12 protein-coding genes and 1 pseudogene are annotated in these 12,941 nt (G+C 34.8%); 3 read left to right on the top strand and 10 right to left on the bottom strand.

Features of this window, described 5'->3' with window-relative positions:
• The 7 genes and pseudogenes from LI954_RS14725 to LI954_RS16390 all read right to left on the bottom strand — a co-directional run.
• Nucleotides 1-98: pseudogene (locus LI954_RS14725) on the bottom strand (helix-turn-helix domain-containing protein); the annotation flags it as partial.
• Nucleotides 99-522: 424 nt separating this feature from the next.
• On the bottom strand, nucleotides 523-1,779 hold the full coding sequence (locus LI954_RS14720; protein ID WP_202068979.1) for an MFS transporter: 1,257 nt from the start codon (nucleotides 1,777-1,779) through the stop codon (nucleotides 523-525).
• Nucleotides 1,780-1,931: 152 nt separating this feature from the next.
• Entirely contained in the window at nucleotides 1,932-2,120 is a 189-nt protein-coding gene (locus tag LI954_RS14715) for a cysteine-rich KTR domain-containing protein (protein ID WP_202068977.1), read from the bottom strand.
• A 31-nt stretch (nucleotides 2,121-2,151) separates the two neighbouring features.
• Nucleotides 2,152-2,850, bottom strand: a complete 699-nt coding sequence (locus LI954_RS14710; protein WP_229444824.1) for a M23 family metallopeptidase — start codon at nucleotides 2,848-2,850, stop codon at nucleotides 2,152-2,154.
• Between the two features lie 2 nt (nucleotides 2,851-2,852).
• On the bottom strand, nucleotides 2,853-3,485 hold the full coding sequence (locus LI954_RS14705; RefSeq protein ID WP_229442639.1) for a TetR/AcrR family transcriptional regulator: 633 nt from the start codon (nucleotides 3,483-3,485) through the stop codon (nucleotides 2,853-2,855).
• Nucleotides 3,486-3,522: 37 nt separating this feature from the next.
• Nucleotides 3,523-3,957 (bottom strand): hypothetical protein, encoded by a 435-nt coding sequence (locus LI954_RS14700; protein ID WP_229442642.1) that lies wholly within the window; start codon nucleotides 3,955-3,957, stop codon nucleotides 3,523-3,525.
• A 260-nt stretch (nucleotides 3,958-4,217) separates the two neighbouring features.
• Nucleotides 4,218-4,430, bottom strand: a complete 213-nt coding sequence (locus LI954_RS16390) for an IS3 family transposase (RefSeq protein ID WP_420705943.1) — start codon at nucleotides 4,428-4,430, stop codon at nucleotides 4,218-4,220.
• A gap of 405 nt (nucleotides 4,431-4,835) precedes the next feature.
• On the opposite strand from LI954_RS16390, the gene LI954_RS14690 reads away from it, so the two are divergent.
• Nucleotides 4,836-5,117, top strand: a complete 282-nt coding sequence (locus LI954_RS14690) for a hypothetical protein (protein ID WP_202068970.1) — start codon at nucleotides 4,836-4,838, stop codon at nucleotides 5,115-5,117.
• An 11-nt stretch (nucleotides 5,118-5,128) separates the two neighbouring features.
• Nucleotides 5,129-7,213 carry a cation:proton antiporter gene (locus LI954_RS14685; protein ID WP_229442644.1) on the top strand — a complete coding sequence of 695 codons (2,085 nt, stop codon included), beginning with the start codon at nucleotides 5,129-5,131 and terminating at the stop codon, nucleotides 7,211-7,213.
• 852 nt (nucleotides 7,214-8,065) lie between these two features.
• Here LI954_RS14685 and LI954_RS14680 read toward each other — a convergent pair.
• Complete coding sequence (locus LI954_RS14680) at nucleotides 8,066-9,304, bottom strand: aminopeptidase (RefSeq protein WP_229442646.1); 1,239 nt, start codon at nucleotides 9,302-9,304, stop codon at nucleotides 8,066-8,068.
• 228 nt (nucleotides 9,305-9,532) lie between these two features.
• Here LI954_RS14680 and LI954_RS14675 point away from each other — a divergent pair, with 228 nt between their 5' ends.
• Entirely contained in the window at nucleotides 9,533-10,102 is a 570-nt protein-coding gene (locus LI954_RS14675) for a TetR/AcrR family transcriptional regulator (RefSeq protein WP_202068966.1), read from the top strand.
• 91 nt (nucleotides 10,103-10,193) lie between these two features.
• On the opposite strand, the gene LI954_RS14670 is transcribed toward LI954_RS14675, so the two are convergent.
• Both LI954_RS14670 and LI954_RS14665 read right to left on the bottom strand, forming a co-directional pair.
• The gene (locus tag LI954_RS14670) at nucleotides 10,194-10,637 is read right to left on the bottom strand and encodes a flavodoxin (RefSeq protein ID WP_202068964.1); all 444 of its coding nucleotides are present in this window, start codon (nucleotides 10,635-10,637) and stop codon (nucleotides 10,194-10,196) included.
• A gap of 187 nt (nucleotides 10,638-10,824) precedes the next feature.
• Nucleotides 10,825-12,837 (bottom strand): sulfatase-like hydrolase/transferase, encoded by a 2,013-nt coding sequence (locus LI954_RS14665; protein ID WP_229444823.1) that lies wholly within the window; start codon nucleotides 12,835-12,837, stop codon nucleotides 10,825-10,827.
• Nucleotides 12,838-12,941: the final 104 nt, after the last annotated feature.

Here is a 12,941-nt window from a genome sequence, read left to right as displayed (position 1 = left end):
CGTCCTAAGCGTTTAGCAACTTGTGCAACAGGTTGCTGGGTATTGAAATAAGCTTCTATCATCACGAGTTCATTTGGTGTAAGATGAGTATAGGTCATTTGTCTTCACTCCTTATAATTCTTTGGACGGAACTATTTTGAGTGTAGCACAAATGACTTATTTAGTTGTCTAGCTTAATTTTACTATCGGCGAAAAGATAAAAAAATACACATTTAACCCTCACGGAAAAAATGTGTATCGAAATAACATATTCAGTTTTTATTCTTATGAGTTGATGTATTTTCAACATAGCAATGCCTCCACAAGACATTGCCTAAGCCAATTAACTATGTCACTACAATCAAAAAAACAACAACAAGAAGTGTTAAGTTCCTTATCGTTGGCTCTGCGTCTTAGCGTCTGGCTCTTTTATGATTGTTCTCTTTAATTTCTTTTATTGATTATATTTTCTTATTTACATTCAGAAAGCATAATCTAAGATATTTATTTTGCAATCACACTTTTCTTTGCCAGTGATATAAATTAAACCTCTTTCTCATTACGATAAAGAAATTTACTTCCAATCGCTATAATGAAAGTGGCAAAAAAAGTTATCATGATTGGGATGTATACTGTATCTTGAAAGACTTCAAATCCTATACCATAGATTATTTGTCCAATTAGTGAAGCACATTGAATAATCATCAAAAGAATTGACATTACTTTTGCCAAATGTTGAGTCGGTGTAATCTTTTGGACTTTACTAATTGAAAAAATGGAAACTATTGATAAACATGCAGAAAGTGGAACAGCACATAAAACAAAAAGTAAAAATGCTGGGATATTTCCAATTTTTAATAGCATAGGGGTTGTTGATAAAGTGATTGGTATTAGAAGAATGGCAATAGCCAAAATCCATAAATAGAAGTTTTTAACTTTCAATTTTTTTAGGACTGCTCCAATCATTAATGCGCCTAAAATTGTTGCAAATTGAATAGCACCAATGCCAACACCATACAACTCTGTTGATAAGTTCATTGTTACTCGTAGTATGTATGGAATACCCACAACGAATAGAGGTGCAAGTACAAGATTCAACCCTACACTAATCAATAATGTTTTTCTAACAAAACTATCGGATAGGGTGTAATGCACTCCTTCTTTTAAATCATTTGTAAGTACACGGAAGATACTTCCAGAGTATGTCGATTTGTTCTTTGGTACTAAAATTCGACTTTCTAATATTGCAGTTAAGAAGAATACAACTGTTGTAATAATTAAAATGTTGTCCATTCCAATAATGCTATATAGAAGCCCACCTAAGATTGGTGCAACAATACCAGAGATTGACTGTACACCTTGTAGTATTCCATTGGCAGATTCTAATTTATCTTGTGAAGCTAAACTAGGGATAATTGCTGTTACAACAGGAGTATCCATTGAACCTACAAATCCAAATAAAATCATTGCTATGGTTATTACAATTAATGAGGTCTGATTAAACAAAAATGCTATGAGTAACAATAGACTAAATAATCCATTCGCTGTATCTAAGCCAACCATAATTGTTTTCCGATTGAATCTATCTGCTACTGCACCTGCAATAGGCGAAAGCAATACTGGTAAACTTGATACAGCAAATAACGTTGCAAAGATATCAGCACGTCCTGTAATATCTAATACATATAGTGATAAGGCAAAGCGAAGTAATGATGTTCCAAAAACAGAAACAGCTTGACCAATTACCAACTTAATAAAATTGAATGTAGTTTGATACATTCTAGTTTGTTCAATTTCCATGATACACTCCTTATAATATTTTTATTTTGGGGTTTGAACCTGTGTTTCTTAACTCGTGACACAGAGATTTATTTTGACAAGAACTAATCATCAATTAACAATGTAGCTTTATAAAAATAAAGAGCCAGTAACATAGAATTATTCATTCCAAGTTACTGGCTCCGCGTCTTAGCGTCTGGCTCTTTTATAATTGTTATTTCTAAGTCATTTACACTTATTAGACTTTCTTGTTTACACTTAGGGCAATACAGAGGAAAGTTTTTGAGTTCAGTATCTGACCGTATTTTGTTTCGTGTTTTATTCTTACATATCGGACATAATATCCAATTTACATCTTCCATATGATTTCTCCTAATTTTCAATCTATATTCATTAATTTTTATAAAACCTAATTCTTTCTTTACTTGATGGGATTTGGTTATATACTTTTTTCCATACACCATTTTGATATACTTCATACTCTCCAAATCGACAAAGAATGCCATTTGAACCTTTTATATTATCGCTATCCATAAGCTGAAAATGGAGATGTGGAGATGTAGAATTTCCAGAGTGTCCAACATTACCTAAATAAGTACCTTTTTTAATTTTTTCATTCATGGAAATATTAATAGAATTTGTTTGCAGATGTACAAAAGCCATGTAGACACCATTTGAACATTTCATGATAATATAGTTTCCAGCGATTACACTATAATCGTCTTTGTTTTCGTTAAAGGTAAGAGTTTTTCTTAAAGCAAGAATAGATTCTCTTAACCAATGAACATGTTTTCTTTCCGAAATACCATCTACGATTGCCACGATCTCTCCATCACACGGAGCATAGATTTTTTCCCCCCAGCAATAGAATTTTTTTAAAGGTATACCAAGTAGTAGGAATCTTAAGAAACTAGCATCATAATCTTTGTTCTTATTCTTCCGATCAACTTGTAAAAAATCAAATGCATATCTTAACCCCATTCTATTAGTTCCATGACTAGGGACTTTTTTTGCTGGTGTGGTTGGAGCATTCCATTCTCCCCTTAAAGGAAAGTCTATTGTTACTGGTTCGTTATTGAATATTTTAATCATCTCTAAGATACCTCATTAGAAACATAGAAAATTTTTCGTAGTTCATCAAAGTACCCATCAAGTGTTGAAATAATCTGTTCATTATTCGGGCTTGGAGCTTCTTTACTTTTAATATCTTCTAAAATTTGATTGGTAAATCCTACATTAGACCAAAGAATAAATTGCTTACATTTTTCGATATCTAAATCTTTACGAAATTTAGATATATCCATATCATCAAAAAGTTGAAAACATTCAGACACTTTTCTTTCGTTACCACTATTTTGAATTCTTTTATTTATTTCATTAGAACTTGTTTCAACAGTTAATTTATCAAAATCAAGAATCCACGGATATTGTTTGATTAACTCTAATTGAAGTAAGTAAGACTGTCTTAATCTCTTAAAAAGGTCTTTCTCTTTCAAATTGATTTTTAAATAATATTCCTTTTCTAAAACCTCTTCAAAATAGTCATAAATAAACAAAAATAGTTCTTGCTTACTTCCGACATAATGGAACATTAATGCCTTAGAGATTCCTGCTTCTTTTGCTATAACATTTGTTGAAGCTTCATCATAACCCTTTGCTGTGAACTCTTTTAAAGCAGAGTTTAGTATCACAATTTTTCTTTTTTCATCTAGTTTAGAAATATTCATGCTATCACACCTTTCTAAAGATTTCCGATATTGATGTCTATACTGCTAATTTTTTTAGATTGAAATAATCTAAATAACAAAAAACAACTCCGATTGCACACACAATTAATCCGATTACGCCCAACGTAGCAATTAAAAATTGACTAGATGAGTTAGCAGATGAGGCAAATTCAAATACATTGAACATCGTTAAAGATACACTATTTGTTGTTATTAGAATTGCGATAATAAAAGCGATAATAATAACTAATGAGGTCATAATTAGCTTAAGTCCTCTTTTATTGATTTCTTTATTATCTTTATTCTGAAATAAAGTTACCAGTGCAAAAACGATAAATGCTAATTGAACAGGCTCTCCGATTCCAATCATATTTGTTAAATATGGAATACAGACTAAAGTTCCAAGTATTGCTGTAATAAGAAACATAGTTCTAGTTGTACTATAATTATTTTTCATAATTTCTCCTTTCATTATTTTTTTGACCTACTAGATCAATATCATAATATCGCTTTTTACCTAATAGGTCAATGTAGAAAAGATTAATCTTTTATGATTTTCCAGTTTTCATTTTTCTGTAAGGTTAACTCAAATTGAGAAAGCTATGTAACTTTAGTTTCTTTATCAAGGTATTTCACTGTTACAATGGCTGTCACTTGATTGGCAGCTTGTGTGTAAACAGGTGGTCCTATGTCAAGAATTAGGACAAGTTAAAATGAGAACACCTTATGCTTTTAGCTAATGAGTCGACATTTCCTTTTCTCGGCTTGTTCATGCACCGTTTCAAATTCATTTGGGGACAGATAATTGCAATGGCTGTGGATTCGAACTGTATTGTAGAATGTTTCAATGTATTCAAAAATCATATGGTAGGCATGAGTGAAATTTTTGAGAGTAAAACGATTTAACCATTTGTTTCCATTACAGGGTAGTAGAGGATAGTTGATTCCAGATGGAGCAAGTGCCTTGCCTAGTTTCTAGGGTGTTAGGTACCACTATAGACCATTAAAAACCAGTAGAGAATATCATACATAGGGAACTCCTAAGGTTTAGTTGCAGGTTCGATTCCTGCAGGGGACGTTATGAAAATAAGAAAGCTGAGAATCTTTATTTGAGATTCTCAGCTTTTTCTTATATTACAGGTTTCTTGTATTTTAAGTTAGATGGATTGATAAAAGATATTTTCTCATCTTTTTTAGACTATGCAAAAAAAGAAACACTTGTCTTTATTGTTTCCTCATGCTTCGAAGAGTTTTTAACACTTTTTTCAGAAAAGGAGTATAATATGATTTCGGAAGGTTTAATTAAATCTTCTGTAAATTGTGATTAGGCAAAAGGAGAATAGAAACCTCATGACAAAGGAATTTAAAGAGCGAATTATCAAGCTGAAAAATCAGTATCCTGAGTTGTCTCTTGAAGAAAAAAAAGAACAAAAAAAGTTATTAAAAAAGCGGAACAAGATTGCCTATCATCGATGTGAAATGATGAGACATGAAATTCTGCGTCTTGAAGCTAAAAGAAGTCAGCTGCTGCTTGAAGGAAATGAAGAGCAGGTAGCAGAAATTGAAGATAAAATTTTAGAGAAAAAAGGTCAGTGGCTGAAAATCTTTTATACTAAATTAGAAAAAGTTTAGGAGGTGACCGGATGGAATTTGTTACCCTTATTATCATGTTTGCTTTTGCAGTAACTTTTTCTAATATTATCAGTCGAGTACTGCCGATTATTCCGACTCCCTTTATTCAGATTTTTGTCGGTATTTTAATTGGTCTGACTGAGCAGGGCCGCTCCATCACATTTGAACCAGAATTATTTTTGATTATGATTATTGCTCCGCTGTTATTTCGTGAGGGTGAAAAGATGAATGTTCGTACCTTTTTAAAAAACAGTGGACCTATTCTATTTTTGGCTTTTGGCGGAGTTGTATTAACGTTACTTGCTGTAGGTGGTGTATTTTATATATTATTACCAACAATCCCTTTGGCCGCTTGTTTTGCACTTGGTGCAGCATTAGGACCAACTGATGCAGTAGCTGTTAAATCTTTGGCAGGAAATCTAAAATTTTCAGAAAAGTCGACCAGCATCCTGGAAGGTGAGGGCTTGCTGAATGATGCTTCTGGTGTAACGGCTTTCCAGTTTGCACTTGGTGCACTAATTACAGGGAGTTTTTCTTTACTGGAAGCATCTGAAACATTGCTCTTCTCTAGTCTATTTGGTGCTCTGATTGGTTTTCTTTTAGTATGGATGAAAAATAAAGTGGTAGAATTAATTGAACGAGCTTCTGCAAAAGATGTGACAGGTTACTTGCTTTTAGAATTACTGCTGCCGTTTTTGGCTTATCTACTAGCGGAAGAATTTCATGCATCAGGCATTATTGCTGCTGTAGTAGCCGGTGTGATGCAGTCTTCAGGATTTCGTAAGGTTAGTTTGTTTGAAGCGAAGCTTTCCAATGTTTCTGATACAACATGGTCTACAATTGAATTTACTTTGAATGCATTAGTTTTCCTTTTTTTGGGAATAGAAGTGTCTCAGGTATTTTCTCCTATCTGGAACAGCGTGACCTACTCAAATCCCTACCTTCTTCTGATTGTGGTGATAATCTCCATATTACTCTTTCTTGTCCGTTTTATTTATATCGTTGCTTTTTATCTTTATAAAGAAGGGTATTCTACTGTAAAAAGTCATTTTCACGATCTTCTTGTTCTGACTTTTGGCGGAGTGAAAGGAACCGTCAGTTTGGCAACAATTTTCATCCTTCCTCTATCAATAAATGGAGAGACTTTTGAAGATCGGTCATTGCTATTGTTTATCACTGCCTGTGTTATTTTGACTACACTATTAGTTGGAATGGTGGTTCTGCCTATTCTGGCTGAAGATGAAGAAGTGGAGACGGCAGATGGAAGCTTTATTGCTATTTTAGAGGAAGTAAAAAGCACGCTGATGAGTGAAGTGGAAGGGAAGTCGGAAGATAACCGTCTTCGTCTGGCTGCTGAGGTCGTGATTGAAAATTATCAGGATCGTATTGGAGAAAGTTATACTAACACATTGACCAGTGATGAGCGCAGCGAGTCGCAGGAACTTCAGGCACTGATGCTTTCTGTTGAACGAGACAGCTTAGATAATTATTATCGGCAAGGAAAAATTACAATAAATGGTTATCGTTTTTATTCCCGGTTTATCGATAATTTTGATAAATCAATTACCAGACAGATTCTTTCTTTTGCCAGTTTTTGGCTGGCTTTTGTTAAACGTCTGTTACGGGTTCTTTTACACCCAAAACTTTTTATGTCACGTCATCAAAAGGGAGCAACCTTATTGAGCCAGACGGATATTGCAGAAGTAAAAGCTCTGTTTTTAAAAAATTCAGAGTTACTTCTGGAAAGCTTAGAAAACCTGCAGGATGTCTATGATGAAAGCTTGATTGACTTTTATGCAGCCAAGCGAAAACGATTGCTGATACGCTTGGAGCAGGGAACGTTGATTCCTTCTATGTTGATCCAGCAGGAAGCAGAATATGCCAGAGAGATGCTTCGAGGGTATTACTTGGAGCGTAAGATTATCGATGAATACGAGGTTTCCAATAAAATAACTTCATGGACAGCCAACGATTATCGCCAAAGAGTGAATTTGCTGGAGTCCTACTCTATCAATAATTTGACCGAACAACTGCCGTTAACATTTGTTCTCAGAAAGCGTCGACAAATAAAAAATGAAGTAAAAGAAAGAATGTAGATAAATTGTAATCATTTGAATTGCTGAACGAAAGAGTTATTTTTTCAGGAGTATATTGGTAAGCATTACAAAAAGACGGGACTGTGACATAAGTATGTCTGAGTCCCCTAAAATTGAATAAATGGTGTTCCAGTCTTTGTATGATCTGAGCTTCGAAGAAGCGTAGGAGCAAGTTCATACATGCCCCTCAGACATGCTGTGCATCTTCATCTATCTGAGTTGAGGTCATATCATTCCAAACCTTAACTCTTTCATTTCTTTCCCAAAAAAAGACTATACCTCAAGAGTCCAACAGGAATTTCATTTTCTGATAGTATATAGCCCAGTTGTCTCTGTATTTTCTTTTCGAATTCTTATTCCGGTAAGTGTTCATCAAGTGTAAACCAAAAGGACATATCTGATCGTTGTCATTATTAACCACTCTATGCCAGTCTTTTTATTTTTATTATAGCAGGACCTGAGTATGAAGAATTCATTTTTGATGAAGCAAACGTCTTTATTCAATGTCTTCAACTAACTGATTTATTTCCAGTTGTTTAGTCAATAGACTTAGAGATTTTTTATAATGTGTGCTGAAGGGTTCATTGAAATAATAGGCTCTTCTTTGATGATTTTCCTGTGATTATTTTTATAAGACCCAAATTATTTATTGCTGAAACTCCTTGTAATTTTCTGATGCTCGTTTGTATTGTATATAAGCGAAATTTATTAAGAACTGTCATTGTCATTTAAAATAACCAGTTCTGTAAGCAACAGTGTTCTATCGTTCCAAAATAAGCTCTGAAGATTTGTCAGTAGCTAGCAAATCTTCAGAGCTTTAATAAAAGATTTATTTCAGATGAAACAGATAAACTATGCCCAGTTTCCATTGCGGAAAACAGGGACAACTGAGCCATCTTTTCGGATACCGTCAATATTCATCTGTGCTGAACCAACCATAAAATCAACGTGCGTCTGACTGCGGTTTAACCCGGCTTTAATCAGTTCTTCTTCACTCATTTCAGTTCCGCCCTTAATACTGAATGCATAGGCAGAGCCTAAAGCCAAATGGTTAGAGGCATTTTCGTCAAACAACGTATTGTAAAAAGTGATGCCGGATTGAGAGATTGGAGAGGGATCAGGAACTAGAGCGACTTCACCTAAACGTTTAGCGCCGTCATCTGTCTGCAATAATTTGGCCAGAGTTTCCTCCCCTTTTTCAGCTGAAAAATCAATGATTTTTCCTTTTTCAAATGTAAATTTCATTCCGGAAATTGTTGTACCTGCGTAGCTTAATGGTTTAGTACTGGAAATATAACCATCTACTCTGTGACAGTCAGGAGCAGTAAAGACTTCCTCAGTTGGCATGTTGGCCATAAATTTTTCTCCACGGACATTGTAGCTTCCGGCACCTTCCCACAGATGATTTTCAGGCAGACCGATTGTTAAATCTGTTCCAGGGGCAGTATAGTGTAAGAAATCAAATTGTTCTTGGTTCAGCTCTTCTGCTTTTGAGGCCAAAAGGGCATCATGCTTTTCCCAGGCTGCAATAGGATTCTCTTCATAAACTCGGGTTGTTTTGAAAATCTCATTCCAAAGAGCATCAACTTGTTCCTCTTCAGTTTTCAGTTCAGGGAAGACTTTAGCTGCCCATTCTTTACTGGAGGCTGCTACGACAGACCAACTGATTTTATTTGCCTGCGTTGTTTTTCTTAATTTCATCATCGCTTTTCCAGTTGCGTTTTGAAATAGTGCAACACGTTCAGAATCAACACCTGCCATAGCATCAGGGTTAGAGGAAACGACACTGATTCGGCTTGCACCTCTTTCGATCCATTCGTCCATTTGCATAGTTTTATAAGTAGAAACATTTTCAAGATATTTTTGATCTGCATTCATGAGGAATTCTTTTTGAACAACATCATCTGTCCATTGAACAATTACTTCACCAGCACCTAATTTATAAGCTTCTTCAGTAATTAATCGGGCTAAAGGTGCCTGATCTACATTAATTTGCACTACAATTGTTTGTCCGGGCAGTACATTCACTCCTGTTTCTACAATCAGCCGGGCATATTTTTTTAATAAAACATCAAAATTTGGTAACGTCATAAAACATCCTCCTAAAGTTTATATCATAAACGTAAATATCATAACATGGATAAAAAGCAAACTCAATTATATTAGGAAGTGATGAAATAAGGCTGATTTAACCGTCTATTAAGAACCATAACAAGCTAGTATTAGTATTTTGCAGAAATCTCTAATCGTGTTACAATAATACTAGATATCATATGGAAGATTTTTGAGGGTGTAGGTAAGGTAGAGAGGATTGAGAATATGGCAAGAAAGAAAACAATTACTAAAGACCAAATACTGAATGCTGCATATGATGTAGTAGCTACTGAAGGATTCTCTAAGCTTACTGCAAGGAATATTGCAGCAAAAATGAAATGCTCAACACAACCTATTTATTTAGAATTTGAAAATATGGACGATCTAAAAGAAGCACTGTTTGACAAGATTCACAGCTATCTTTCAACTGAGGTATTTCCTGAAAAGCATACTGGTAATACAATTATTGATCTGGCATTAAACTATATTCATTTTGCAAAAAAGGAAAGTAAATTGTATCGCGCGCTATATTTAGAAGAATATGGCGGGGGACAGCGTATGCAGGAATTTTCTTATAACTATTTTTCCAGTGCGGTTAAAAAGGACCCTAAATATGCAGAATTGACTGATAAGCAGATAAATTCACTACACATGGGAACTTGGATTGTAGCGACTGGGGTTGCGTCACTAATGACTTCCGGGATTATTCATCCGACAGATGAACAGATTGAAGAACTTATGAAAGAAAGTGTTGAAACCACACTTGAACGTAATGTTTTTATAGACATCAGCTAAAATTGAATCGAACGAAATGAAAAGAGAGCAGCCGTATTTTCGGAAACTCTCTTTTTTATCTATTTGTTTATTTAGCTTATTGAAGACTGACTTAAGAAGCAGCTTCTACAAGTTTTTTTGCGAATGCTTCCAGATTTTGAATATCTTCTTCTTCTGCAGCAAGATCAACTTTTACGCTGTCAGCACCTTTTACAGCACCGATTTTAGAAAAAACAGCTTCAAAATCATCTACAGATTTACAAAATTCCTCATAGAATGTATCGCCGGAACCGCAGACACCAAAAATCTTGCCATTCAGATTAATTTCCTGCAGCTCTTCATAAAAATCTACGATTTCATCCGGAAGCTCTCCATCACCATAAGTATATGTAGCAACGACACAGATATCTGCATCCTTAAAATCTTCTGCATCTACTTGAGTGCATTCGTCAATTTCAACTTCAACAGTTAAGTTTTCAAATGCTTCTGCAACGATATCAGCTATTTCTTCAGTATTACCGGTCATACTGGCATAAACAATTTTAGCTAAGGTCATCTATTTCCCTCCTTTGAAATAATACAAATTTGATTATAACAGAAATTTGCTTAAGATGTAAATTACTTAAACGGCAGATGTTTTTTTACTTAAACATTGTTGTAAAGTAAGGTCTGTTGGAACTGGATAATTCAAAAAAAGAACCGCCGTTCTTATCTTTTTTAGTAAGAACGACGATTGATAGTTATTATTGAATAACAGAATCTGTTACTGGCTCTATAGTTGATTCGTCTGTAGATATTTCTGTTTCAACTGTTGTAGAAAGAGTTGTTGAAGTGGTATCAGCTGTTTCTTCAGTAGAAGAGGTGCTAGTAGTAGTAACTGTTTCCTTAGTTGAAACATATTTACTTGGATCAAAGGCTAAAATATTCTGTGTATAGAAATCCGATTGTTGCGAAAGCTGGTCACGCACACTTTGCAGTGAGTCACTTTCTACAATCGTTTGTCTGTCTGAAAATAGGTTTGTTCCCAGGCCTAGCCGATCGCCCTGAATTTTAGCATTTAAGCTAGCCAAAGTTGTCGGGAACATATCAAAACTGGTAAAATCCCTGTTTTTTGTTCTATCTTCCTTGACTTGAAGAGGAACGTTGACGAACATATTAAATATCATACGTTCATAGTCGGCAGGAACACTGTCTGCAAAGGTTTGATCCATCGTCAAATGGTCTCCTGAAATAACTATAGTTGTGTTCTCATAAAATGGTTGTTGACTACACCATTCTATAAAAGCTACCACTTGTTGACTTGTAAATGAAATGACATTTGAATATTGATCGTCAAATTTTTTCGGTGTATCTTCTGACATATAGCCGTCCGGGAAGTGTGTATCAGCGGTTAATATTGACAAATTAAAAGGTTGATTCTGTTCAGATAATCTTGATGCTTCAGATTTGGCAAATTCAAACAGTTTTTGGTCTTCAAATCCCCACCAGACAAAGTAATCGGGGTCTATAAGACCTGTATTTCGAGCTTCGACTAAGTCCAGAATATGATAAGCACCGTGTTGATCAAGATAGGTTCTTCGTCCGCCAAAACTTGCATTGGACCCCATAATAAAGGTTTGATTATACCCTTGATCAGCCAGAACTTCACCTATAGAAGTCAATCCTGGGAGAAAAGCAGAGTCACCATTACTGTAACTGTCCCCATCCCCAAAGTTATTTGCATCAGCTGTAGGAGCTTTGAGTGGCATTCCAGATGTTTGAGCAACAATACCGGCTGCTGTATATTCAGCACCAGGTACTTGATAAGCCCCTCCAAAGTTTTCTGTGTTAGAAAAGTTAATAGCTCCAATATTTGTCAAATCTGTTAAATCTTGTAGCAAATTCTGTTCCTTTATACCGCCTAAGTCTTGGCTTGCATAACTACTTTCAAGAGATTCAACAAAGATATAAATTAAATTCCGTTTTTGTTCAGGAAACTGGATATCAACTAGTTTAGGGTCGACATACTCTTTCTCAAAAAGAGAAGACTTTCCAAAATACAGTTTCACCTGCGCGAAACCTACATTATTAATACTTAACAGAACAGCCCCGGATAATACTATAAAGATAGATAGAGGCAGAAGCGCCTTTTTCCATAATGCTTTCTTTTGCCGGCGAGTCTTTGATGAAGTAAATAAAGAATAATGTGAGAAAAATACAGTCCCTCTAATAAAGAAATAGGTTAAAACCAAGGAAATAATCAGAGGTTTGTCGATAAATGTAATCACCTGATCTGTGTTTGTACCGCCTAATGTTTGCATGCTGTAAAGCAGCTGATCAATGCTGACGGGTCCAAATGTACGAATCAGCCAGCTGCTGCTTGTATATAGTAAAAGAGAAACCAGCAATATGATAGAGTAAAATCCCAAAAGAATTTTAGCAGGTATGGTCAGGGCAGCATTCTTTTTTTCTTTAACTGAGATGTTGACAGCTACTTTATCTGACTGGATATAAGCAACAGCCAGTGCTATAACAACAGCGATAAATAAGTTAATCAAAAAATAGAAAGAATGACTTGTGGTATTGACAGCTTTAAGCGAGCGATTAAAAATATTTGTATAGATTAGCAGAGAGCTACACCAGACAATAAATGAAAGATCCAGTGTCTGCGAAAAATATTTCAGACCGCTTTTTTTGTCAAACAACAGCTTTCCAAAAAGCAGGTTAAAAATGTATATTAATATGAAAGCTATAGATAATGTTAATAAAATATTCAACGAAATTCTCCTCCCAATCTATAGAATAATATCATAAAATCACTGTCATTCAAAGTGTTCGTTTCTTCTTTTAATCCTATTTTAAAACTTTTTTAGTTCTTGTT

It is taken from the genome of Enterococcus sp. CWB-B31 (assembly GCF_020567645.1).
Taxonomy (GTDB): domain Bacteria; phylum Bacillota; class Bacilli; order Lactobacillales; family Enterococcaceae; genus Enterococcus_L.
The sequence above is the reverse complement of the archived record's forward strand: the minus strand, read 5'-3'. Positions and strand labels throughout refer to the sequence as shown.

Excerpts from the sequence above, each read along its gene's own strand:
- LI954_RS14720 (WP_202068979.1), bottom strand. The coding sequence starts at position 1,779 with ATGGAAATTGAACAAACTAGAATGTATCAAACTACATTCAATTTTATT.
- LI954_RS14690 (WP_202068970.1), top strand. The coding sequence starts at position 4,836 with ATGACAAAGGAATTTAAAGAGCGAATTATCAAGCTGAAAAATCAGTAT.
- LI954_RS14705 (WP_229442639.1), bottom strand. The coding sequence starts at position 3,485 with ATGAATATTTCTAAACTAGATGAAAAAAGAAAAATTGTGATACTAAAC.
- LI954_RS14685 (WP_229442644.1), top strand. The coding sequence starts at position 5,129 with ATGGAATTTGTTACCCTTATTATCATGTTTGCTTTTGCAGTAACTTTT.
- LI954_RS14670 (WP_202068964.1), bottom strand. The coding sequence starts at position 10,637 with ATGACCTTAGCTAAAATTGTTTATGCCAGTATGACCGGTAATACTGAA.
- LI954_RS14710 (WP_229444824.1), bottom strand. The coding sequence starts at position 2,850 with ATGATTAAAATATTCAATAACGAACCAGTAACAATAGACTTTCCTTTA.
- LI954_RS14715 (WP_202068977.1), bottom strand. The coding sequence starts at position 2,120 with ATGGAAGATGTAAATTGGATATTATGTCCGATATGTAAGAATAAAACA.
- LI954_RS14680 (WP_229442646.1), bottom strand. The coding sequence starts at position 9,304 with ATGACGTTACCAAATTTTGATGTTTTATTAAAAAAATATGCCCGGCTG.
- LI954_RS14700 (WP_229442642.1), bottom strand. The coding sequence starts at position 3,957 with ATGAAAGGAGAAATTATGAAAAATAATTATAGTACAACTAGAACTATG.
- LI954_RS14675 (WP_202068966.1), top strand. The coding sequence starts at position 9,533 with ATGGCAAGAAAGAAAACAATTACTAAAGACCAAATACTGAATGCTGCA.